General features: G+C 70.4%; 19 protein-coding genes. 14 read left to right on the top strand and 5 right to left on the bottom strand.

Annotation, left to right across the window (positions count from 1 at the left end; all coding sequences use genetic code 11):
* Window positions 1-11 precede the first annotated feature (11 nt).
* The 3 genes from AB0M67_RS06815 to AB0M67_RS06825 are packed head-to-tail and all read left to right on the top strand — an operon-like array spanning window position 12 to window position 3,735.
* The gene (locus tag AB0M67_RS06815) at window positions 12-1,031 is read left to right on the top strand and encodes an ABC transporter ATP-binding protein (protein WP_365743388.1); all 1,020 of its coding nucleotides are present in this window, start codon (window positions 12-14) and stop codon (window positions 1,029-1,031) included.
* Window positions 1,028-1,783: an ABC transporter permease gene (locus AB0M67_RS06820; protein WP_365743392.1), complete on the top strand. Its 756-nt coding sequence runs from the start codon at window positions 1,028-1,030 to the stop codon at window positions 1,781-1,783. The genes AB0M67_RS06815 and AB0M67_RS06820 overlap by 4 nt, the downstream gene beginning before the upstream one ends.
* Window positions 1,780-3,735: a TOMM precursor leader peptide-binding protein gene (locus tag AB0M67_RS06825; RefSeq protein WP_365743394.1), complete on the top strand. Its 1,956-nt coding sequence runs from the start codon at window positions 1,780-1,782 to the stop codon at window positions 3,733-3,735. Before AB0M67_RS06820 ends, AB0M67_RS06825 begins: the two co-directional genes overlap by 4 nt.
* Before the next feature lie 87 nt (window positions 3,736-3,822).
* Here AB0M67_RS06825 and AB0M67_RS06830 read toward each other — a convergent pair whose 3' ends face one another.
* Window positions 3,823-3,999, bottom strand: a complete 177-nt coding sequence (locus tag AB0M67_RS06830; RefSeq protein ID WP_249950498.1) for a thiazolylpeptide-type bacteriocin — start codon at window positions 3,997-3,999, stop codon at window positions 3,823-3,825.
* A 212-nt stretch (window positions 4,000-4,211) separates the two neighbouring features.
* Between AB0M67_RS06830 and AB0M67_RS06835 the strand changes: the two genes are divergently transcribed.
* Together AB0M67_RS06835 and AB0M67_RS06840 are read left to right on the top strand one after the other, a co-directional pair.
* On the top strand, window positions 4,212-5,459 hold the full coding sequence (locus AB0M67_RS06835; RefSeq protein ID WP_365743720.1) for an amidohydrolase: 1,248 nt from the start codon (window positions 4,212-4,214) through the stop codon (window positions 5,457-5,459).
* Between the two features lie 94 nt (window positions 5,460-5,553).
* Window positions 5,554-6,870, top strand: a complete 1,317-nt coding sequence (locus AB0M67_RS06840; protein WP_365743397.1) for an MFS transporter — start codon at window positions 5,554-5,556, stop codon at window positions 6,868-6,870.
* 48 nt (window positions 6,871-6,918) lie between these two features.
* Here AB0M67_RS06840 and AB0M67_RS06845 read toward each other — a convergent pair whose 3' ends face one another.
* The gene (locus AB0M67_RS06845) at window positions 6,919-7,689 is read right to left on the bottom strand and encodes a FadR/GntR family transcriptional regulator (RefSeq protein WP_365743399.1); all 771 of its coding nucleotides are present in this window, start codon (window positions 7,687-7,689) and stop codon (window positions 6,919-6,921) included.
* 266 nt (window positions 7,690-7,955) lie between these two features.
* Here AB0M67_RS06845 and AB0M67_RS06850 point away from each other — a divergent pair, with 266 nt between their 5' ends.
* From AB0M67_RS06850 to AB0M67_RS06875, 6 genes are read left to right on the top strand one after another with little or no spacing between them, the layout of a single operon-like run.
* A complete protein-coding gene (locus AB0M67_RS06850; protein ID WP_365743401.1) occupies window positions 7,956-9,329 on the top strand; it encodes an MFS transporter in 1,374 nt (457 codons plus the stop codon).
* Window position 9,330: 1 nt separating this feature from the next.
* The gene (locus AB0M67_RS06855; protein ID WP_365743403.1) at window positions 9,331-11,058 is read left to right on the top strand and encodes a dihydroxyacetone kinase family protein; all 1,728 of its coding nucleotides are present in this window, start codon (window positions 9,331-9,333) and stop codon (window positions 11,056-11,058) included.
* A 27-nt stretch (window positions 11,059-11,085) separates the two neighbouring features.
* Window positions 11,086-11,598 (top strand): ribose-5-phosphate isomerase, encoded by a 513-nt coding sequence (locus AB0M67_RS06860; protein WP_365743405.1) that lies wholly within the window; start codon window positions 11,086-11,088, stop codon window positions 11,596-11,598.
* The gene (locus tag AB0M67_RS06865) at window positions 11,598-12,383 is read left to right on the top strand and encodes a triose-phosphate isomerase family protein (protein ID WP_365743407.1); all 786 of its coding nucleotides are present in this window, start codon (window positions 11,598-11,600) and stop codon (window positions 12,381-12,383) included. The genes AB0M67_RS06860 and AB0M67_RS06865 overlap by 1 nt, the downstream gene beginning before the upstream one ends.
* Complete coding sequence (locus AB0M67_RS06870; protein WP_365743409.1) at window positions 12,383-13,183, top strand: TIM barrel protein; 801 nt, start codon at window positions 12,383-12,385, stop codon at window positions 13,181-13,183. Before AB0M67_RS06865 ends, AB0M67_RS06870 begins: the two co-directional genes overlap by 1 nt.
* On the top strand, window positions 13,183-14,040 hold the full coding sequence (locus AB0M67_RS06875) for a phosphogluconate dehydrogenase C-terminal domain-containing protein (protein WP_365743411.1): 858 nt from the start codon (window positions 13,183-13,185) through the stop codon (window positions 14,038-14,040). Before AB0M67_RS06870 ends, AB0M67_RS06875 begins: the two co-directional genes overlap by 1 nt.
* 115 nt (window positions 14,041-14,155) lie before the next feature.
* Here the strand turns inward: AB0M67_RS06875 and AB0M67_RS06880 are convergent, their stop codons facing one another.
* Window positions 14,156-17,122: an FAD-linked oxidase C-terminal domain-containing protein gene (locus tag AB0M67_RS06880; protein ID WP_365743413.1), complete on the bottom strand. Its 2,967-nt coding sequence runs from the start codon at window positions 17,120-17,122 to the stop codon at window positions 14,156-14,158.
* A gap of 28 nt (window positions 17,123-17,150) precedes the next feature.
* The gene (locus tag AB0M67_RS06885) at window positions 17,151-18,317 is read right to left on the bottom strand and encodes an aminotransferase class V-fold PLP-dependent enzyme (RefSeq protein ID WP_365743414.1); all 1,167 of its coding nucleotides are present in this window, start codon (window positions 18,315-18,317) and stop codon (window positions 17,151-17,153) included.
* A gap of 97 nt (window positions 18,318-18,414) precedes the next feature.
* Here AB0M67_RS06885 and AB0M67_RS06890 point away from each other — a divergent pair, with 97 nt between their 5' ends.
* From AB0M67_RS06890 to AB0M67_RS06900, 3 genes are all read left to right on the top strand, one after another.
* On the top strand, window positions 18,415-19,200 hold the full coding sequence (locus AB0M67_RS06890) for an IclR family transcriptional regulator (protein ID WP_365743416.1): 786 nt from the start codon (window positions 18,415-18,417) through the stop codon (window positions 19,198-19,200).
* 92 nt (window positions 19,201-19,292) lie between these two features.
* Window positions 19,293-20,750, top strand: a complete 1,458-nt coding sequence (locus tag AB0M67_RS06895) for an SLC13 family permease (RefSeq protein WP_365743418.1) — start codon at window positions 19,293-19,295, stop codon at window positions 20,748-20,750.
* A 111-nt stretch (window positions 20,751-20,861) separates the two neighbouring features.
* The gene (locus AB0M67_RS06900; RefSeq protein WP_365743420.1) at window positions 20,862-21,335 is read left to right on the top strand and encodes a hypothetical protein; all 474 of its coding nucleotides are present in this window, start codon (window positions 20,862-20,864) and stop codon (window positions 21,333-21,335) included.
* A 56-nt stretch (window positions 21,336-21,391) separates the two neighbouring features.
* Here the strand turns inward: AB0M67_RS06900 and AB0M67_RS06905 are convergent, their stop codons facing one another.
* The gene (locus tag AB0M67_RS06905; protein ID WP_365743422.1) at window positions 21,392-22,027 is read right to left on the bottom strand and encodes a TetR/AcrR family transcriptional regulator; all 636 of its coding nucleotides are present in this window, start codon (window positions 22,025-22,027) and stop codon (window positions 21,392-21,394) included.
* Window positions 22,028-22,030 lie beyond the last annotated feature (3 nt).

Raw genomic sequence — 22,030 nt, forward strand, 5'->3', positions numbered from 1 at the left:
CGCAGAACCACATGAGCGAGGCCAGGACCATGGCGTCCGTGCCGCACGAGGCGGCCACCGAAGCGGCGATCGTCGTCGAGGACGTACGCAAACGATACGGGGACCGGCAGGCCGTCGACGGGGTGTCACTCCAGGTCGGCCACGGGGAGTTCTTCGGACTCCTCGGCCCCAACGGCGCGGGGAAGACCACCCTCGTCGAGATCATGGAAGGCCTGCGCCAGGCGGACTCCGGAAGCGTCTCGGTTCTCGGCCAGTCCCCCTGGCCGCGGAATGTGGCGCTGCTGCCGCGGCTGGGTGTCCAGACCCAGTCCTCCGCCTTCTTCGTGCGCCAGACCGCGCGCGAGCATCTGCGTACCGTCGCGGCCCTGTACGGGGCGAGCCGCGCCGACGCGGACAGCACGCTCGGTACCGTCGGGCTGGACGATCAGCGTGATGTCATGGTCGAGAATCTCTCCGGCGGCCAGCGCCAGCGCCTGGCCATCGCCTCGGCCCTGGTCCACGGCCCCGAGCTGATCTTCCTGGATGAGCCGACCGCCGCCCTGGACCCGCAGGCCCGCCGCGATCTGTGGAAGGTGCTGCGCGAGCTGAAGAGCGAGGGCCGCACCATCGTCTACACCACTCATCATCTGGACGAGGCCGAGGCGCTCTGCGACCGGGTGGCGATCCTCGTGGCCGGCTCGGTCGTCGCGCTGGACTCCCCGCACCATCTGGTGACCGCCGCCGGGGCGCCGACCCGTCTGCTGATCCCCGCCGAACGGATGAGCCGGCAGGACGCGGCGGCCATCCCGGGGGTCGACCGGGTCACCGAGCAGGGCGGCTCCCTCGTCCTGGAGACGGCCGAGTCCGGGAAGGTCCTCCAGGCGGTCGACGCGCTCGGCGGTCTGGAGGGTGTCCAGACCCGCACCGCCACGCTGGAGGACGTCTACCTCGAACTGACCGGCAGCAACGACACCACCGGCAGCAACGACCCCACCGTCAGCACGGACCCCACGGTCGGCACGGACACCAACGACACGGAGCAGCAGGGATGAGCGCGTACGCAGCACTGACGGCGGCCGGCTACCGGGCACAGGTCCGGGACAAGGCCACCCTCTTCTTCACCTTCGCCTTCCCGCTGCTCTTCCTGGTCGTCTTCGGACTGATCTTCCGGGGCCAGGAGGTGGAGGAGACCGGCCGTCCCTACATCTCCTACATCGCGCCGGGCGTCATGTCCTGGGGCGTGGCCAACGCCGCCGTCTTCGGTGTCGCCTTCACCCTGATGCAGTGGCGCTGCGACGATCTGCTGCGGCTGATCCGGATGACCCCCACCCGGCTGTCGTCGGTCCTCGGCTCCCGCTATGTGCTCGCCCTCGCCGTGGGGGTCTTCCAGGCGGTGGTGTTCATCGCGGTGGCGATGCTGCCGCTGTTCGGTCTGGAGCTGAACGCCCGGTGGCCGCTGGCGCTGCCCGTGCTGGTGCTCGGCATCACGGCGTTCCTCACCATCGGCGTGGTCATCGGCTCGTACGCCAACACGCCCGAGGCGGTCGCGGCCATCGCCAACTGCCTGATGGTGCCGATGGCCTTCCTCTCCGGCTCGTTCCTGCCGCTGGACATGATGCCGTCCTGGCTCCAGACCATCTCGCGGGTGCTGCCGCTGCGCTATCTCAACGACGCGGTGTCCGCCGCCCTTTCGGGCCGGGGCGACCTCGGGGACATCGCACTCGGATGCGGGGGACTGGTCGTCTTCACCGTCATCTTCGGGGCGCTGGCCGTGAAGACGTTCCGTTGGAGCAACTCCACATGACCACCACCACGACGACCGACGCGGCGGTGGACGGCGCTCCGCTGGAGGCCGCGTGCGAGCTGCTGCGCCGGGAGCTGACCGTACGGCTCGGCCCCGCAGCCGGGCCGACCGTGGTCCCCCTCGGCGCCGGTGATGTGCTCGGTCACCGGGGCGAGGACCGGCACGCCGCCGTACGCCCGGGGGCCACCGTCCAGCTCACCTCGGGGGCCGTGCTGGTGGGCCCCTGGGGCGGCGACGACGCGACCGCCGCCTGCGGCCAGTGTCTGGCCATGCGCTGGCAGCGGCTGCGTACCCGTACCGAGCGGGACGCCCTGGAGACCGGAACGCGTACCCGCGCGGTCGGCCTCTGGCCCCGGCTCACTCCGTACGCCCTGGACGCCGTGGAGGCGCTCCACCGCGCGGTGTTCCTCTCGGACACCGTGCTCCCGCCGGGCCCCGGCGCCGCCGACCGCTCCCTCCCACAGGTCTCCCGCCTCGACCTCGCCACGCTCGAAGTGCGGACCTATCCGCTGCTCGCCGATCCGCTCTGCCCGCACTGCGGGCCACGCGGCACGGACAGCCCGGCCGAGGAGGGCTTCGGTCCGGTGAGTCGGCCGAAGCCCGCCCCGGACACCTACCGGCTGCGCCCGGCGTCCGCGTACCCGATGCCGGCCATGGCGCTCGCCAACCCGGTCTCCGGGGTCCTCGGCGCGGGCACCTGGATCAATGTCACCTCACCCACCACCGCGCCGGTCGCCGGCAGCGTCTTCATGCGCGGCTACGCGGGGCTGACCGATGTCACCTGGAGCGGCCAGGCCAACGGCTTCGACGCCAGCCGCGATCTGGCCTATCTGGAGGGCCTGGAGCGGTACGCGGGTACACACCGGCGCACCGGCACCACCCTGCTCACCGCGGCCTACAGCGATCTCGGCGAGCCCGCCCTCGACCCCGCCACCTGCGGCTTCTACGCGCCCGAGACCTACCGTGACGACCCGATGGTCAGCCCCTTCGACCCCGACAGGCCCATCCCCTGGGTCTGGGGCCACTCCCTGCGCGACGAGCGGCCGGTGCTGGTTCCGGCCAGGCTCGTCCACTACAGCGCGGGCCTCGCCTCCGACAACTTCGTCTTCGAATGCTCCAACGGCTGCGCGATAGGCGGCTGTCTGGAGGAGGCGATCCTCGGCGGGCTCCTCGAACTCATCGAGCGGGACGCGTTCCTGGTCGCCTGGTACGGCGCCACCCCGCTCACCGAGATCGATCTCGGCTCGCTCGACAACCGTACCGTCCGCACCATGATCGACCGGGCCGCGCTCCAGGGCTATGACGTCCATGCCTTCGACAACAGGATCGATCTCGGCGTACCGGTCGTCACCGGCCTGGCCGTACGGCGTGACGGCGGCCCCGGCACCTTCTCCTTCGGCGCCGGCGCGAGCCTTGACCCGGCGGCGGCCCTGGAGGGGGCTCTCTCCGAGGTGCTCACGTATATCCCGCATCTGCCCCGGCAGGTGGCCGAGCGCCGGGCCGAACTGGAGGCCATGGCCGAGGACTTCGGGAAGGTGCTGCATCTCAAGGACCATGCCCAGCTCTACGGCCTGCCGAGGATGGCGGAGCACGTCCGTACCTATCTGGAGCCCGCCGCGGTGCGGTCGATGACGGAGGTGTACCGCGACTGGGAGGAACGGGAACGGCCGCGTACGGGCGACCTGCGTGACGATGTGGCGTACTGCCGCGACGCGTTGGCCGGGGCGGGACACGATGTCATCGTCGTCGATCAGACCACCCCGGAGCAGCACCGCATCGGTCTGCGCACGGTGGCCACGATCGTCCCCGGTCTGCTGCCGATCGACTTCGGCTGGACGCGTCAGCGCGCGCCGCGTATGCCGCGACTGCGTGGCGCCGCGTTCCGGGCGGGGCTGCGCGACCGGGAACTGACGGAAGCGGAGATCCGGCTCGTGCCGCATCCGTTTCCGTGATGCGGGGGCGGTGGCCGGACACAGCGGAGCGGGCGGCACCTGTGGAAGTCACGGGGGCCGCCCGCCCGTTGTGCGGAGCGCGGAGGATCAGGCGCTGCAGGAGGTGGTGCTGGTGGTGGAGGAGCAGGTCGACGTCGAGCTGCAGCTGGTGGAGCCCGCGAGCACGACCTCGCTGGCGTCCGAGTAGTCGGAGATCTCGAAGGTCTCCGACTCCAGCTCCATGATCTCGTCGGCGAGGGAGGCGAGGAGGGTCTTGTCAGCCATGGTGACTCCTAAGCGGGAAGGCCGGGCCACCAGGCTTTCCCCGGCGGTCCCTTGTCGTGCCACAGGTATTCCAGCCGACCCCACTTCCACATCGGCAGGTCTTCCACTGACCGGTCGTGTCAGTGGTCTGTAGGTCACCCGCCGTGCCCCTGCCGCAGGATGGGCGGGTGAACCACGTACCCGTCGCGTATCCCGGTGAGAACACCCCCGTCCTGGACGGGGTGCGGCGGATTCTCCGTCCCGCGGTCGCCTTCTATCTGGACCTGCACCGCCACCCCGAGCTCTCCGGTGAGGAGCGGCGCACGGCCGCCCGGCTGGGGGAGTGGCTGACGGAAGCGGGCTACGAGGTGACGGCCGGAGTCGGCGGCCATGGCGTCGTCGGCGTTCTGCGCAACGGGGACGGACCGCGCGTGCTGATCCGCGCGGAACTGGACGCGCTGCCGGTCAGGGAACGGACCGGGCTGCCGTACGCGAGCGAGGGCCCGGTGATGCACGCCTGCGGCCACGATCTGCATCTGGCCGCGGCGGCGGGCGCGGCGTCACTGCTGGCCCGCGCCAGGGACCGGTGGCGCGGGACGGTCGTGATCGTCGGCCAGCCCGCGGAGGAGACCCTCGCGGGCGCGCGGGCCATGCTGGCGGACGGGCTGTACGAGCGGTTCGGCCGGCCGGACGCCGTCCTGGCACAGCACTCCGCCCCGCTGCCCGGCGGCATGGTCGCCCATGGGTACGGTCCGATGCTCGCCGGAAGCGTCGGCTTCGAGGCCGTCGTCCATGGCCGGGCCGGCCACGCGGGCACCCCGCAGCTTGCGGTGGATCCGCTGGTCACCGCGGCGGCCGCGGTCCTGCGGCTGCAGAACGTGGTGTCGCGCGAGTGCGCCCCGACCGAACCGGCCGTGCTGAACGTCGGTTCCTTCCACGCCGGATCCGGCGGCAATCTCATCCCCGACCGGGCGACGCTCGGCATCACCGTCCGCGCCATGTCGGAGCGCGCGCTCGACCGGATGGCGGCCTCGGTGGAACGGATCGTACGGGCGGAGTGCGCCGCGTCCGGCTGTCCCCGCGACCCGGAGATCACGGTCGTCTCCCGCTCCCCGGTGACCCATCCCGACCCCGGGGCGACGGAGCTGGTACGCGAGGCCCATCTGGCGCTCTACGGGCGTGAACGGGTGGCGCCCTGGCCGCCGGCCATGGCGAGCGAGGATTTCCCGCTGTACGGGGACGCGGGGGTGTCCGTGCACGGAATGGCGGGGATTCCGCTCGCCTACTGGATGTTCGGCACGGTGGGCCCGAAGACCTGGGCGCGGACCCCCGGATCGGCGGAGGAGAAGCTCGCGGCCCTCCCGCCCAACCACTCGCCGGAGTTCGCCCCGGACGTCCGTACCGCGCTGCCCGCCGGGATCACGGCGATGACGGCGGCGGCGCTGTGCTGGCTGAAGGGCGGCGCCGGACCCGGAGACTGAGCCGCCGGGACACCCGAAGAACATGCAGAGGATTCTCTGCAAAATAAGCCGAGAACTCTATGCAGAGGATTCTCTGCAACATAGAGTGGCCGGCATGCCTGCCACACACGCTCAGTTGAGCCCGCGCGCCCCGGAGTCCGCGTCCGCGCCCCGGAGCGGCGGTCTGCTCCGCCGCCACCGTGACTTCCGGCTGCTGTGGGGCGGTGAGGTCGCGGGCAAGTTCGGCGCGGCCGTCACCGGAGTCGCGATGCCACTCGCCGCCGTCTCCACCATGGACGTGGGCGCGTTCGCCGTCGGCCTGCTCAGCGCCGCGGCCTGGCTGCCCTGGCTGATCATCGGACTTCCGGCGGGTGCCTGGGTGGACCGGCTGCCGCGTCGCCCGGTCATGCTGGCGTCCGTCGCCGTATCGCTCGTCCTTTTCCTCAGTGTTCCGCTCGCCCACTGGACCGGTCGGCTCACCTTCGGCCTGCTGCTCGCCGTCGCTCTGCTCGCGGGCGTCGCCGCGGTCTTCTTCCAGACCGCGTACACCGTCTTCCTCCCCGCCATCCTCGAACCCGGGGACCTCCAGGAGGGCAACGCCGCCCTGCACGGCAGCGCGTCCGCCGCGATGATCGCGGGCCAGGGCGGTGGTGGACTCCTCGTCCAACTGGCGGGCGCGGTCGGCGGGTTGCTGACCAACGTCGGGACCTTCGCGATCAGCCTGGGCTGTCTGCTCGCCATTCGCCACCGCGAGCCGCCCGTCGTGAAGGAGCGCCGTCCGGCGGGCGCGCTGCTGGGGGAGATGGGGGAGGGGCTGCGGCTCGTCGCCCGCGACCCGTGGTTCCGCGCGCTCTCGCTGTACGGGGCCGCCTCCAACCTCGCCCTGATGGGGTACCAGTCCCTCCTGGTCGTCTTCCTGGTCAAGGACGTCCACCTGGCCTCGGGCGCGGTCGGCGTGCTGATCGCCGTCGCCAACGCCGGTGGTGTGGTGGGGGCGTTCGTGTCCCGGCGGATCGCCGCCCGGATCGGTACGGCGCGCGCCGTACTCCTCTTCGCGCTCGGGCCGTCCGCCCTCGCGCTGCTCATTCCGCTCTCGTCCCCGGGCGCCGGGGTGCTGTTCTTCGCGGTCGGCGGCTTCTGTGTCTCCGCCGGTGTGGTCGCGGTGAATGTCGTCGTGGCGGGCTTCCGGCAGCGCTACTGCCCGCCCGAGCTGCTCGGCAGGGTCTCCGCCGGCTCGTCGTTCCTCAACTACGGCACGCTGCCGCTGGGCGCGCTGCTCGGCGGGGCGCTCGGCTCCGCGCTCGGTGCGCGGCCCGCGCTGTGGATCCTCACCGCGGCTGTCCCGCTGGCCGGACTCCTTCTGCTCGGCTCACCGGTACGCGGCCGTCGCGAGCTGCCCGCCCGGCCCTTCGACGGCGGTCGGGCCCGGTAACCGGCCAAGGAACGAGGGCAGTCGGGCGAAGGCGACGGCCGGCGGCGGTCAGCCGGCCGGCCGCTCGTCCGAGCCGATGGACTCCCGCAGTCGCGCGTTGGCCATACGCATGTGCTCCGCCATCGCCTCGTTCGCCGCGTCGGGGTCGTGCGCGCGGATCGCCTCCAGCACGGCGTCGTGCTCGCAGAGCGTGCCGCTGACGGTGCCCTCCAGATCGCTGACCCGCTCCATCCACACCTGGAGCAGCGCGCGGATGCTGTGCAGGATGTCGCTGAGCACCGAGTTGCGCGCGATGTTCGCCGTCTCCAGATGGAAGGCGATATCGGCGTCGATGAACGCGGCGGCATCCGTACCCGCGTCCCGCATCCGCTGAAGATGCTCTTCGAGCCGCGCCACATCCTCCTCGGTGGCGCGCTCCGCCGCCAGTCGCGCCGACACGCCTTCCATGTGTGTGCGCACCTCCACCAGATCCTGGGTGCGCCGCTGGCCCAGCATCAGGCCCCAGTTGATGGCGCGCGGCAGGAACTCCGAGGTCCCCTCGCGTACATATGAGCCCGAGCCGGGGCGGATCTCGATGATGCCGAGCACATCGAGCGCCGAGAGCGCGCCGCGCACGCTGGAGCGCGCGACCCCCAGCGCCTCGGCGAGCTGGCGCTCCGCGGGCAGCCGGGTGCCGGGCTTGATGTCACCCGCGGACAGATGGTCGAGAAGCCGCTTGGCGACCTCGCTGACCGAGGACTCGCGCACCACCGGGCGCAGCAGCTGGGCGAGATCCGGTGAACCGGACGGATGCTGATCGGGCTGACTGGTCACGGTCACCAGTACACCAGATGGGTATTCCCGCTGCTCACGGGTGTCCGTACACACCCCGTCGGCGCGGCGCGAACGGCTTTGTCAAGAGAGATGCAGGTCACTCGAAAAGTGACCCTCCCCACATTGGTCAATTGGTGACCAATTTTCTTCCGAGGGTTACGTTGAAGACACATCAGTCGGTCGAGCGGGAGCTGCGCCCTGTTTCAGCCACGATCGCTGCCGACTGTGCCCCGAGTCCGGACAGAGCTGTCCGGCGCAGCCGAGGAGTCGCCATGGGTGCCACCGCGTTGCCGTCCGCGCCATCCGCCGTGGAGAGATCAGCGATCAAGAAGGTCTCGATCCGGCTTGTCCCCTTCGTGGCCCTGATGTTCTTCGTGAACTATCTGGATCGCACCGCTGTCTCGTTCGCGGAGCCGAACGGGATGGGGACGGATCTGGCGCTCACCGCGGCGCAGTTCGGATTCGCCTCCGGTGTCTTCTTCATCGGCTACATCGTCCTCGAAGTCCCCAGCAATATGGCGCTCCACCGCTTCGGTGCCCGCCGCTGGCTGGCCAGGATCATGGTGACCTGGGGCATCGTCTCCCTCCTCTTCACCTGGGTGCAGAACAGCGACCAGCTCTATGCCTTGCGCTTCCTGCTCGGTGTCGCCGAGGCCGGGTTCTTCCCCGGGGCGATCCTCTTCCTGAGCCAGTGGGTGCCCACCCGGCACCGTACGAAGGTGCTCGCGCTGTTCTATCTCGCGCAGCCGCTCACCACCGTCCTCGGCGCCCCGCTGGCCGGCTGGCTGATCGGCCACCACGGTCTGTTCGGTCTTGAGGGCTGGCGCGTGATGTTTCTGTTCGTCTCGATCCCCGCGATCCTGCTCGGCGTCGTCGCCTGGTTCTATCTGATCGACCGTCCCGCCGACGCCAAGTGGCTGACCACCGCGGAGAAGGAGTGGCTGACCGGCGAACTCGCCGCGGAGAACGCCACCAAGACCGGGAGTTCGGAGCGTGGCCATGGCCGTGAGGCACTGAAGGACGCCTTCCGCAGCGGCCGGGTCTGGGTCCTCGCGATGGTGTACTTCGGCTTCATCTACGGCCTGTACGCGCTCGCCTTCTTCCTGCCGACGATCATCGAGGGGTTCCAGGAGAGCTTCGGTACGTCGTTCAGCGTGATGGACAAGGCGCTGATCACCGCCATTCCGTATCTGCCGGCCGCCGTCGTCCTCTTCTTCTGGTCCCGGAGCGCCACCCGGCACGGAACCCGCACCTGGCATGTCGCGGGCCCGGCCGTCGTCGGCGGAATCTCCATCCCGCTCGCGCTCTACATGGACTCCCCGGCCGCGACCATCTCCGTCATCACCGTGACGGCCTGCGCCATCTTCGCCGCGCTGCCGGTCTTCTGGTCGATCCCCTCCCGCTTCCTCACCGGCGCGGCAGCGGCGGCGGGCATCGCCCTCATCAACACGGCGGGCAATATCGCGGGCTTCGCCGCCGGCTATGTCACGGGCTGGCTCAAGGACTTCAGCGGCGGCTACACCCTCTCCATGTTCGTCGTGGGCGGCTTCATGCTGCTGTCCGCCGCGCTGATGGTCGCCCTCTCCCGACGCCGGCCCGCCGGCCCCTCCCACCCCACGGACCAGCCGCTTCTTGAGGTGCACTGACATGACCCGCCTGTTCAACGCTCCCGCCGCCTTCGCCGACGAGGCGCTCGAAGGCTTTGTCGCGGCCCACCGCCGCTGGGTACGGCCCGTGTCCGGCGGGGTCGTACGGAGCGCACCGGCCCCCCGGGGCCAGGTCGCCGTCGTGATCGGCGGTGGCTCGGGCCACTACCCGGCGTTCTCCGGTCTGGTGGGCCCCGGACTGGCGCACGGCGCCGCGGTCGGCAATGTCTTCGCCTCGCCGTCCGCCCGGCAGATCCGTACCGTCGCGGAACACGCCCACGCCGGGGGCGGAGTGCTGCTGATGTTCGGCAACTACGCGGGCGACGTCCTGCACTTCGGGCAGGCCGCCGGGCAGCTGAACGCGGCGGGCATCGAGACCCACTGTGTCTCCGTCACCGACGACATCTCCAGCGCGGACCGGGCCGACCAGGACAAACGGCGGGGCATCGCCGGTGACCTCCCCGTGTTCAAGGCCGCCGCGGCGGCGGCCGAGCAGGGCCGCGATCTGGCCGGGGTGGTCGCCGTCGCCCGGCACGCCAATACCCGTACCCGCTCCTTCGGGATCGCCTTCAGCGGCTGTACGCTCCCCGGCGCCGACCACCCCCTGTTCACGGTCGACGAGGGCAGGATGGCGGTCGGCCTCGGGATCCACGGCGAGCCGGGCATCGGCGAGCGCGAGGTGCCCAGCGCCGACGGCGCCGCCGAACTGCTGGTCTCCGCGCTGCTCGACGAACTGCCCGAGGGCGTCACGCGGCCACATGGCGAGCGCGCGGCCGTCATCCTCAACGGGCTCGGCACCGTCAAGTACGAGGAACTCTTCGTCGTCTACCGGCGGGTGGCCCAGCTCCTGGCCGAGGCGGGCGTCGAGGTGGTCGACCCCGAGGTCGGCGAGCTGGTGACCAGCTTCGACATGGCGGGCGTCTCGCTCACCCTGTGCTGGCTGGACGAGGAACTCGAACCGCTGTGGACGGCCGGCGCCGACACCCCTGCCTATCGCAAGGGCGAGGTCACCGCCCCCGTCCCGGGACCCGCCCAGGAGATACGGACCGACGAGCCGGGCGAGACCGTTCCGCCCGCCACCGAGGTCTCCCGTACCGCCGCCGCCACAGCCGTCGCCGCGCTGCGCGCCGTCAAGGACACGGTGGACACCCACGCCGAGGAGCTGGGCCGTATCGACGCCGTCGCCGGTGACGGTGACCACGGCATCGGGATGCGCCGCGGCTCCGGGGCCGCCCACACGGCGGCCGTCCGCGCGGCCGAGGCCGGCGCCGGCGCGGGTACGGCGCTCGGCGCCGCCGCCGACGCCTGGGCGGACAGGGCCGGCGGCACATCCGGCGCGCTGTGGGGCGTACTGCTCCACGCGGTCGGCGCCGCGCTGGGCGACACCGAAGCGCCCACCGCGGGGACCGTGGCGCACGGTGTGTCCGAGGCATCCGCCGCGGTACGCCGGCTCGGCGGCGCCGAGGTCGGCGACAAGACCATGGTGGACGTCCTCGTACCGTTCGCCGACGTCCTCGCCGGGGCCGTCGCCGACGGCGCGGCGCTCCCCGACGCCTGGCACCGCGCCGCGACCGCCGCGGAGGACGCCGCGAAGGCCACCGCCGGTCTCGTCCCCCGTGTCGGACGGGCCAGGCCGCACGCCGAACGGTCCCTCGGGACCCCGGACGCCGGCGCCCACTCCCTTGCCCTGATCGTCCGCGCCGTGCACGGCGTACTCGCCACGCACTGACCCCCACCCACCGAGGAGCAACACCCCATGAGCGACAAGCTGCGGATCGTCGTCGGCTCGGACGACGCCGGTTTCGACTACAAGGAGACACTGAAGAGGGACCTCCAGCGGAGCGATCTGGTCGCCACCGTCACCGATGTCGGTGTGGACGCCGACGGACACACCGCGTACCCGACGATCGCGATCGCCGCCGCCGAACTGGTCGCGCGCGGCGAGGCCGACCGCGCGCTGCTCGTCTGCGGCACCGGCCTCGGGGTGGCGATCGCCGCCAACAAGGTCAAGGGCATCCGCGCCGTCACCGCCCATGACTCGTTCTCCGTCGAGCGCGCGGTCCTCTCCAACAACGCGCAGGTGCTCACCTTCGGCCAGCGCGTCGTCGGTCTGGAGCTGGCCCGCCGGCTGGCCGGCGAGTGGCTGACCTACCGCTTCGACGAGTCCTCCGCCTCCGCCGCCAAGGTCCAGCTGATGAACGACTACGAGACCGACGACGCGACCGGCGACGCGACCGATGCGGCGACCGATGAGGAAGCCGCCGCCTGATGTCCGCCACCACCCTGCTCGGGGTGAGTCTGAAGATGTACTTCGGACATCACGAAACCCTCAACTGGGCCCGCCGCGTCGGCGACCTCGCCGCCCGGCACCCGGCCGTCACCGAGGGCCGCACCGAACTGTTCGTGCTGCCGGCCTTCCCGGCGATCGTCCCGCTCCGCTCCCTCCTCGCCGGTACGGGCGTCCGCGTCGGCGCGCAGGATCTCGCCACCGACGACCGGGGCCCCTTCACCGGCGAGGTCTCCGGCCCGTATCTCAAGGAGATCGGCTGCTCCTACGCGGAGGTCGGCCACGCCGAACGGCGCCGGCTCTTCGGCGAAGGGGACACCGTCGTCGCGGCCAAGACCGCCGCCGCCCTGCGCAACCGCCTCACGCCCGTGCTCTGCGTGGGCGAACTGGACCCGGCCGGCCCCGCCGAGGCGGCCGACCGTACCGTCGCCGAGCTGGCACGGATCCTGGCCACCGCCCAGCACGACGGCGGCGACGGCGGCGAGGTCGTCGTCGCCTATGAACCGCAGTGGGCGATCGGCGCACCTCGGCCCGCCTCCCCGGAACACATCACCACGGTCTGCGCGGCCCTGACCTCCTGGCTGGCGGCGCGCCCCGGGTACGCGGGCAGCCGGGTGATCTACGGCGGAAGCGCCGGCCCCGGGCTGCTCGGCAGCCTCGGAGAGGGAGTCGACGGACTGTTCCTCGGGCGCTTCGCCCACGATCCGGACGCCGTCGAGCGGATCCTCGACGAGATGAGCGACCGCACGGCGAAGGCGGGCAGCTGATGGCGTACGGACTCAGCACCTACGCGTACTTCTGGCGCCTCTCGTCCCGTGCGCCGAAGCCCCTCACCGTCGAGCGGATGCTCGTCAACACCCGTGAACTGGGCGGCGATGTCTTCCAGATCTGTGACTACCCACTGATCGAGACCTTCGACGACACCCGGCTCGCCGACATCCGCGCCACCGCCGAGGACCTGGGCATCACCCTGGAACTGGGCACCCGCGGTATCGGGCGGGACCATCTCGCGCGCTATCTCGAACTGGCGGGCACGCTCGATGTCACGCTCGTCCGCTCGATGATGAACACCACCGACCACCGGCCGGACACCGCGGAGGCGACCGCGCTGCTGCGCGCGAGCGTCCCCGCCTACGCGGACCAGGGCGTCACGCTCGGCCTGGAGACCTACGAACAGGTCTCCACCGACGACCTCCTCACCGTCATCCGCGCCGTCGACGACCCCCACCTGGGTGTCGTGCTCGATCCGGGCAACTGCGTGGCGCGGCTGGAACACCCCCGGGACGTCGTCGAGGCGACGGCTCCCCATGTCGTCAACATCCATGTCAAGGACTTCGCCTTCACCCGGCGGGACGGCTGGGTCGGCTTCACCTACGCGGGCTGTCCGCTGGGCGAGGGACAGCTCGACCACGCCCATATGACCGCGACCGTACGGCCAGGCCAGCGCGGGATCAATCAGATCGTGGAGCACTGGCTTCCGTGGCAGGACGACGGATTCGAGACCACCGCCCGGATCGAGGACCGGTGGACCCGGCACTGCATCAGCACACTTCAGAGGAGCGAGTAATGGCCATCGAGAACAAGACCGTCGCCGTCATCGGTGCCGCCGGAAAGATGGGCCGGCGCGTCTCCGACAACCTCGTCAGGAGCGACTTCCGGGTGCTGTTCGCCGAGAACTCGCCCCAGGGCCAGGAACTGATCCGGGGTCTCGGCCGTGAACTGACCGACTCCGCCGAGGCCGCCGCACAGGCGGACGTCCTCATCCTGGCCGTGCCGGACGTCGTGCTCGGCGTCGTCTCCGAGCAGCTCGTCCCGCTGATGAGGCCCGGCTCCGTCCTGCTCACCCTCGACCCGGCCGCGGCCTACGCGGGTCTGCTCACCCGCCGCGACGATGTGCACAACGCCGTCGCCCACCCCTGTCACCCGTCCGTCTTCCTGGAGCGCACCACCAAGGAGGAGTACGCGGACACCTTCGGCGGTATCGCCGCGCCGCAGGAGGTCGTCGCCTCCTTCGAGGGCCCCGACCCGGCCGTCCAGGAGCTGGCCGAGTCCGTGATCCGCACCATGTACGCGCCGGTCGTGGACGTGCACTGGGTGACGGTCAAGCAGCTCGCCGTCCTGGAACCGACCCTGGTCGAGACCATCGCCTGCATGGTCGGCGCGCTGCTCACCGAGGCGCTGCACGAGACCGTGCACACTGTCGGCGTCCCGGAGAAGGCCGCCCGCGCGATGCTCCTCGGCCACACCCAGGTGGCGCTGGCCAACACCCTCAAGGGCGACAACCCGTTCTCCGACGCCTGTCTGATCGCCATGGACTACGGCCGCGAGTCGATCGTCAAGGACGACTGGAAGAAGGTCTTCGAGGACGACGAGCTGGACAAGGTCATCACACGCATGCTGCGGATCAAGGAGATCAGGCGCTGACGACGTCCGCCACCGCTCTCCCGGCCTCCCCGGCGCACACGCCGGGGAGGCCGTCCTTATCCACGGGATACGCGGAGCCATACGCGGGACACGCGGGGCTCAGCACATACGGGGCTCAGCGTCCGGCGGACGAACCGGTGGGTTCCACCGCCTCCCGCAGCAGCTGAACGGGATGCCACGCGTCGCGGCGCGTGCCGTGGAAGATCTGCTGACGGCAGGAGACCCCCGTCGCCACCACCACGGTCTCCGGCGGCTCCGCCTCGACAGCGGGGAAGAGCCGGTCCTGACCGACGGTCATGGACACCTCGTAGTGCTCGGACTCGAAGCCGAAGGACCCCGCCATCCCACAGCATCCGGCGTCCAGTTCTGACACCTGCACCCCGGGGATTCGGTTGAGCAGACTCATCGTCGCGGCGGTGCCGACCTCCGCCTTCTGGTGGCAGTGCCCGTGGTAGAGCAGTCTGCGTCCGGCGAGCCAGGAGTCCTCACGCAGCCGCAGCCGGCCGTCGTCCACCGCCTCGACCAGCAACTCCTCCACCTGACGCACCCGCCCCGAGATGTCCTTGACGGCCGAGTCGTTCGGCAGCAGCGCCTTGTGTTCATCGCGCAGCGTCATCAGACAGGACGGCTCGCAGCCCACGATCGGTGAGCCGGGCTCCGTCGTCTCGGTGAGCAGATGGGCGAGCGCGAACGCCTTGTCCTTGGCGTCGTCGACCAGCCCCTTGGAGAGACTGGACCGGCCGCAGCAGCCCCGGCTCTCCAGCCGTACCTGCCAGCCCGCCAGCTCCAGCAGCTCGATCGCGGAGCGGCCGATGTCCGGCTCGGTGAAGGTGGTGAAGGAATCGGCGAGGAACGTCAGCGTTCCCTGGGTGGCCGCCGGACGGCCCGACGCGGCGGCGCCACGCGCGTGCTTGCGGAACCACCGCACCAGATTGCGCCGTACGAACACCGGCAGCGGGCGCTCGGACGCGATGCCCAGCCAGCGGTCGAGCAGCAGCCGCAGCGGGCGCAGCCGCCCCGGCAGATTGGACAGCGGCGCCGCCACCGAACCGAGCCGGTTCAGCAGCCGGATCGAACCGAAGATCCGTGAACGCAGTGGTACCCCGTGCAGATCGTGATGGTGCGACAGCGACTCGGCCTTGAGCGTGGCCATGTCGACACCGAGCGGGCACTCGCTCTTGCACGCCTTGCACATGAGGCACAGATCAAGGATCTCGTGCAGCCGCTCGTCGCCGAGCGCCTTACGGGGATCGGGTTCGGAGAGCGCCTTGACCAGGGCGTTGGCCCGGCCGCGGGTGGAGTCCTCCTCATTGCGGGTGGCCATGTACGAGGGACACATGGCGCCCGTACCGCTCTTGCGGCACAGCCCGATGTTCATGCACCGGTCCGCGGCGCCCCGCATACCGCCCACCACCTCGAAGGAGAGACGGGTACGCAGTGGCTCGGCGGGGGGCAGCGCCCGGTCGCGGAGGTTGTCCGTCATCGAGGGCGCGTCCACGATCTTGCCCGGGTTCATCCGGTTGTCCGGGTCGAAGACCTGCTTGACCTGACGCATCGCCTCGTACAGCCGGTCGCCGAAGATCTCCCGGTTGAACTCGCTCCTGGCCAGACCGTCGCCGTGCTCGCTGGAGTTGACGCCGCCGTACTCCGTGACCAGGTCCTTGATCTCCTCGGCCACCGCGCGCATGGTGTCGACCTGTCCCGGGTCGGTCAGATCCACGAACGGCCGGATGTGGAGACAGCCGACCGAGCAGTGGCCGTAGAAGCCCGCCGTCAGTCCGTGCCGGTCGAGCACCTCCTTGAAGCGCTTGGTGTACTGGGGGAGATGGACCGGATCGACGGCCGTGTCCTCCACGAAGGCCAGCGGCCGGCGGGTGCCCTCACCGGCGGCCATCAGCAGACCGAGACTTGACTTGCGGACCTTCAGCAGGGAGGACTGCTGGTCCGGGGTGATGGCCTGGAGGGTGTGATAGCCGTGGCCGTGCCGGGCCCAGAGCTTGGTCAGCCGCTCCATGCCGGCGAGCAGTTCCCGCTTGTCGTCCCCGGTGAAGCTGACGAAGAGCAGCGCGTCGGGATCGCCTTCGAGGATGGTGCTCAGCGAGGCGTACTCGATCTTCTGCCGGGACAGGTCCAGGATCGTACGGTCCATCAGCTCCACCGCGGCCGGGTCGCAGGCCAGCGCGTCCTCGGTGGCTTCGATGGCGGCGGCCGTGCTGGTGAAGTGGCCGACGGCGATCACGGTGTGGCGCGGTTTGGGTACGAGATCGACCAGCGCCTCGGTGGCGATGACGAGCGTGCCCTCCGAGCCGACGACAAACTTGGCCAGGTCGAACGGGGTGTCCGGGCGTGCCATCCGGTCCAGCCGATAGCCGCACGCCCGGCGCCAGAACTCCGGGAAACCCTCCGCGATGGCCGCGGAGTTGGCGCTCACGATCTCCGGCAGCCGCCGGTAGAGACTTCCCTCCAGGGTCGGCAGCGCGGCCCGGCGCGCGCGCTCCCCCTCGTCGACCGGCGCCAGCAGCGCCCGGCTCGCGTCGGAGAGGACGACATCGAGCTCCCGGACATGGTCGATGGTCATGCCGTAGCGCAGCGAGCCGCTGCCCGCCGAGTTGTTGCCGATCATCCCCCCGACGGTGGCCCGGTTGCTGGTGGAGGTGTCGGGACCGAACATCAGCCCCAGCGGCCTGGCCGCCCTGTTCAGCTGGTCCTGGACGACCCCCGCCTGGACGCGCGCCGTGCGGCGGCCGTCGTCGATCTCCAGGATGCGGTTCATATACCGCGACAGATCCAGGACGAGCCCGGGGCCCACGGTCTGCCCGGCCAGACTGGTCCCGGCTCCGCGCGGCACCAGCGGTATGCCGTACTCCCCGGCCGCCGCCACCGCCGCGCGCACATCGTCGGCGTGACGGGGGAAGACCACACCCACCGGGGTGATCGCGTACATGCTCGCGTCCCGCGAGAACAGATGCCGGGTGTAGTCGTCGAAACCCACATCACCGTCGAGCTCCCGCCGGAGACGGTGTGCCAGGTCCTCTGCCGCCGCACCGCCGATCGCGGGGGCGTCCGAGTTGATCATTGTCATGTTCACTCGCTCCACATGGTTCGGACCGTCAGCGGGAACGCAGCACGTCGAGGGCGTCTCCCAGACCGCGTGGACTGATGGGTACGCCGGCGAGTTCGAGGCCCATCTGCACCCCGGCGAGCGTCCCGGCCAGGGTGAGGTCGTTGAAGTGGCCCAGATGCCCGATCCGGAAGACCCGGCCGCTGAGCTTGCCGAGGCCCGCGCCGAGGGACATGTCGAACCGGTCGAGGATGATCTCCCGGACCTTGTCGGCGTCGTGGTCGCTGGGCATGAGCACCGCGGTCAGCGACCCCGAGTGCTCGCGTTCGTCGGCGCACAGCACCTCAAGTCCCCAGCCCCGGACGGCGGCCCGGGTCGCCGCGGCGTGCCGGGCATGCCGGGCGAACACCGCGTCCAGCCCCTCGTCGGCGAGCATGCGAAGGGCTTCCTCCAGCGCGTAGAGGAGGTTCGTCGCCGGGGTGTACGGGAAGTATCCGCGCCGGTTGAACTCGATGATGGGGCCCCAGTCCCAGAAGGACTTGGTCAGCCGGGCGGTGCGCGCGGCGGTGAGCGCCTTGTGGCTGACGGCGTTGAAGCTGAGGCCCGGGGGCAGCATGAGCCCCTTCTGCGATCCCGCCACCGTGACATCGACGCCCCACTCGTCATGGCGGTAGTCGATCGAGCCGAGCGAGGAGATCGTGTCGACGAGCAGCAGCGCCGGGTGACCCGAGGCGTCGATCGCCTGCCGGATCTCGGCGATACGGCTGGTCACGCCGGTCGAGGTCTCGTTGTGGACGACACAGACCGCCTTGATCGTGTGGGTGAGGTCCGCCGCCAGTCGCTGGGCCACGACCTCGGGGTCGGTGCCGTGGCGCCAGTCCCCTGGCACGAAATCCACTTCGAGGCCGAGGCTCAGGGCCATGTCCCGCCACAGCGTGGCGAAGTGGCCGGTCTCGAAGCAGAGCACCCGGTCGCCCGGACTCAGGGTGTTGACCAGCGCGGCTTCCCAGGCGCCGGTCCCGGAGGCGGGATAGATCACCACCGGGCCCGCGGTGCCGAACACCGGCTTGATCGCTTCGAGCAGACGCAGGGTCAGGGCCTCGAACTCGGGGCCGCGGTGATCGATCGTGGGCGCCGACATGGCGCGGAGTACCTGGTCGGGGACGTTGGTCGGGCCCGGGATCTGGAGGAAGTGGCGGCCGGTACGAGAGGTCATGCGAGCGGCTCCCCTCAAGGTTGTGCCGTAAGACGGCACGGCGTATCGTGTGATGGCACGGCGGAGCATAGGGTTCGGTTGTGGAAGGAGTCAATGGATGCAGAACGTCCTCAACGCGCTCAGGGCGCTGGAGGAGGTGGCCGCGCGTCAGCCGGTCGGGGTCGCGGATCTGGCGCGGGCGATGGAACTCCCGAAGAGTTCCGTCCAGCGCGCGCTGGTCACCCTGCACACCGCGGGGTGGATCCGCCCGGCGGGCGGCGCCCCCACCCGATGGGTGGTCACCACCAAGGCGCTGCACGTCGGTCGGCACGCCACCGGCGAACTGGGGCTGCGTGATGTCGCCGTACCGGTGATGGAGGACCTGCGCCGCCGTACCGACGAGACGGTCCATCTGGCGGTGCCCGAGGGTGGCAAGGTCGTGCTCATCGAACGGCTGGAGACGGCCCAACCGGTGCGCATCATCCTGCCGTTGGGCCAGGTTCTGCCGCTGCATGCCTCGGCCAACGGCAAGGCCGTGCTGGCGGCGAGCTCCGCCGAGGTCGTCGGCCGGCACCTCGACGGGGGGCTGTCCGGTTTCACCACCACCACGATCACCGATCCGGAGCTGCTGCTCGCCGAGCTGGCCGAGATCCGGGAGCGCGGTTACGCGACGAATGGCGGCGAGTGGCGCACGGATGTCTCGGCGGTCGCGGCGGCCGTCATCGGCGGCTCGGGGCAGCCGGTCGCCAGCATCAGTGTCAATGTCCCGACCAGCCGTCTGACCAGCGAAGACCGCTCCGCCTATGGCCTCTTGGTGCGGGAGGCCGCGGCGGCGGTCGGCGCCGCGCTGGGGGGTGTGCACACCCCGCCGAGAGGTGACGGTTCGTCAGCGCACGACTCTTGACGCCTTCTGGTGCCGCTTCCATACTTCCCACTGCGGAAACGGGATTCCGTATTGCGGAAAAATTGGAGCCGGACTGAAGGCGAGGAAGCCTTGTGTCAGATCACGTCATCTCCATCATCGGTCTCGTACTGATATTCACGGTCGCCACCGTTTTCTCGGTGCATATGGGCGCACTGGCCATCGTGGTCGCGTTTGTGGTGGGAACCGTATTCGTGCACGAAACCGCAGATGAAATCTTCGCGGGATTCCCCGGGGATCTATTTGTGGTATTGGTCGGTGTGACCTTCCTCTTCGCGATCGCGAAGAACAATGGCACGGTGACCTGGCTCGTCCACGGGTCCATGAGAGTGGTGCGTGGCCGGATCGCGCTCATCCCGTGGATCATGTTCCTGGTCACCGCCGTGCTGACCGCCGTCGGCGCGGTGGTGCCGGCGGCCGTCGCGCTCGTGGCGCCGATCGGCCTGGGGTTCGCGAAGCGCTATCGGATCAATCCGCTTCTGATGGGTCTGTTCATCATCAACGGCGCCAGCGCGGGAGGTTTCTCACCCATCAGTGTGTTCGGCAGCATCACCAATGGGGTGATGTCACGGAACAACCTGCCCGGAAACCCCGCGCTGTTGTTCCTCTGCTCCTTCCTTTTCAATGTCGCCCTCAGTCTGGTCGTGTTCTTCCTGTTCGGTGGTCGCACACTGCTGGGGCGGCGGGAGGCGGTGGACGGTCCGGGCGCTCCGGCCGGGAAGTCGCACCACGGTGACAGTGTGGGCGGCGGAGGTGGCGGGGCCGGTGACGGCGGCGGCCGGACGGTCACCACGGCGTTGTCCTCGGGGTCTTCGGGGTCTTCGGGGCCTTCCGGGTCCTCGGTGTCGGCCACGGCGGTGGCGCCGACGGGCGGTGGCGGCTTGGCCGTCGCGGTCGCCGACGACCCGGTCACCGCTGAGGAACCACCGCTCACCCTCGACCGGGCCCGTGTGCTCACCCTCCTCGGTCTGCTCAGCCTGGTCGTCGGATCCCTCTTCTTCGACCTCAATGTCGGGCTGATGGCCCTCACCGTCACCGTCGTCCTCTCCCTCGTCTCACCGGAGTCGGCGAAGGGGGCGGTGGACAAGTGCGCGTGGTCGACGGTCCTGCTCGTCTGCGGCATCGTCACGTTCGTCAGCCTGATGGAGCGGATCGGCACCATCGACTACCTCGGCGAGGGCGTCGCCTCGGTCCGTACCCCGCTGGTGGGAGCCCTGCTCATCTGTCTCATCGGGGCTGTCGTCTCGGCCTTCGCCTCCACCACGGGCATCCTGGGCGCGCTGATTCCGCTGGCGGTCCCCTTCCTGCTGGGCGGTGAGGTCGGCACGGTCGGGCTGATCGTCGCGCTGGCGATCTCGGCCTCGGTGGTGGACTCCTCGCCCTTCTCGACCAGTGGCGCCCTGGTGGTCGCCAACTCGCCCGAGGAGCGGAGGGACACGGTCTTCCGCGGTCTCATGGTGTGGGGCCTCGCCATGGCCGCGGTGGTGCCGGTCGTGACATGGGGTGTGTTCGTGGTCCCGGGCTGGTTCTGACACCGGCCTGCGCCAGGAGTGTCGTTTCGGCGATGAATTCGCTGGACCGTACGGGTGAGTTCGCGGGCTCGGGCTGTCGCGGGCACAAGCGGACTGCCTTAATCCGTTGTTGTGATCAAGAACCTCGTGCGGCGCGGCCTTCCCGCGCTCGCCCTCGCAGCCCTGCCCGTCCTGGCCGCCGTTCCCGCCGCTGACGCCGTCGAGACCGGCCACACCGTCCGGAGCGCGGGACCCCAGGAGGCCCCGCGAAGCGACTCCCACTTCTACCCGCCCGCCACCCTCGGCAAGAACCAGGCATGGACCTCCGGAAACGGCCGCGCGATCCTGCGTGTCCAGAGTGACGGCAATGTCGTCCTCTACAAGGACAACCGCCCCGCGTGGCAGGCCCCGAACGTCTACCCCAACGCCGACCGCCTCGTCATGCAGGAGGACGGCAACCTCGTCGTCTACAACAAGGCCGGCAAGGCCCTGTGGGCCGCCGGAACCTGGCACAAGGGCCGTTACCTCGCGGTTCAGGACGACGGCAATGTCGTCGTCTACAACAACGCCAACCAGCCCGTCTGGGCCACCAACACCGGCGACTGACCCCGGCGATCATCGAGCCCGCCACCGCGAAGGTGGCGGGCTCTCCGGCGCAATCGTCAGGTGGGCCGTTCGCGGCGGTGTGTCGCACCGCGCTGCCGGACCAGCGGGAGGTAGACCTCATCGACGATCTCGACGATGACCTCGTCGGGTGCGGTGGGGACCCCGCGCACAACGAATTCGTCTCGGAGCAGGACCACGGCCACGGTGGCGACCCGTGGATGGAGCGCTTCGGGGGAAGCCTCGCCCCGTGCGATCGCCCGCCCCAGGACGGTCAGCCAGGAGGCGGCCACGGCGTCGGTGGACTGCTCGGGCAGCTGCGCGACGAACTCCGTCGCCCCGCCGGCGGCCGACATCAGCTCGCGCAGGACCATGCCGAGCGGTGAACTCCAGTGACGGTTCGCCCGGCGCAGCAGTTCGAGGACGTCGTCGCGCAGATCGCCGGTGTCGGGAGGCTGGAGTGTTGTGGCCAGTTGCCGGTAGGCGGCGATGCCGAGCGCGAGGCGGCTGGGCCAGCGGCGGTAGATCGCGTTCTTGTTGGTGCCGGCACGTCGGGCGACCTGGTCCATGGTCAGTCCCGCGTAACCGGACTCGATGAGTTCGTCGGCCGCGGCCCGCAGGATCGCCTCCTCCAGTACGGCGCCGCGGCGCCGTGTCTGTGCGGCGCCTGGCTGCTTCGTCGGATCGTCCGCCATGCC

This window comes from Streptomyces sp. NPDC051662 (assembly GCF_040681655.1).
GTDB lineage: Bacteria > Actinomycetota > Actinomycetes > Streptomycetales > Streptomycetaceae > Streptomyces.

Bases quoted from the DNA above. Each gene is read 5' to 3' on its own strand.
- AB0M67_RS06875 (WP_365743411.1), top strand. From the start codon at position 13,183: ATGGCCATCGAGAACAAGACCGTCGCCGTCATCGGTGCCGCCGGAAAG.
- AB0M67_RS06890 (WP_365743416.1), top strand. From the start codon at position 18,415: ATGCAGAACGTCCTCAACGCGCTCAGGGCGCTGGAGGAGGTGGCCGCG.
- AB0M67_RS06850 (WP_365743401.1), top strand. From the start codon at position 7,956: ATGGGTGCCACCGCGTTGCCGTCCGCGCCATCCGCCGTGGAGAGATCA.
- AB0M67_RS06880 (WP_365743413.1), bottom strand. From the start codon at position 17,122: ATGACAATGATCAACTCGGACGCCCCCGCGATCGGCGGTGCGGCGGCA.
- AB0M67_RS06840 (WP_365743397.1), top strand. From the start codon at position 5,554: ATGCCTGCCACACACGCTCAGTTGAGCCCGCGCGCCCCGGAGTCCGCG.
- AB0M67_RS06830 (WP_249950498.1), bottom strand. From the start codon at position 3,999: ATGGCTGACAAGACCCTCCTCGCCTCCCTCGCCGACGAGATCATGGAG.
- AB0M67_RS06855 (WP_365743403.1), top strand. From the start codon at position 9,331: ATGACCCGCCTGTTCAACGCTCCCGCCGCCTTCGCCGACGAGGCGCTC.
- AB0M67_RS06820 (WP_365743392.1), top strand. From the start codon at position 1,028: ATGAGCGCGTACGCAGCACTGACGGCGGCCGGCTACCGGGCACAGGTC.
- AB0M67_RS06885 (WP_365743414.1), bottom strand. From the start codon at position 18,317: ATGACCTCTCGTACCGGCCGCCACTTCCTCCAGATCCCGGGCCCGACC.
- AB0M67_RS06870 (WP_365743409.1), top strand. From the start codon at position 12,383: ATGGCGTACGGACTCAGCACCTACGCGTACTTCTGGCGCCTCTCGTCC.
- AB0M67_RS06865 (WP_365743407.1), top strand. From the start codon at position 11,598: ATGTCCGCCACCACCCTGCTCGGGGTGAGTCTGAAGATGTACTTCGGA.
- AB0M67_RS06905 (WP_365743422.1), bottom strand. From the start codon at position 22,027: ATGGCGGACGATCCGACGAAGCAGCCAGGCGCCGCACAGACACGGCGC.
- AB0M67_RS06860 (WP_365743405.1), top strand. From the start codon at position 11,086: ATGAGCGACAAGCTGCGGATCGTCGTCGGCTCGGACGACGCCGGTTTC.
- AB0M67_RS06815 (WP_365743388.1), top strand. From the start codon at position 12: ATGAGCGAGGCCAGGACCATGGCGTCCGTGCCGCACGAGGCGGCCACC.
- AB0M67_RS06825 (WP_365743394.1), top strand. From the start codon at position 1,780: ATGACCACCACCACGACGACCGACGCGGCGGTGGACGGCGCTCCGCTG.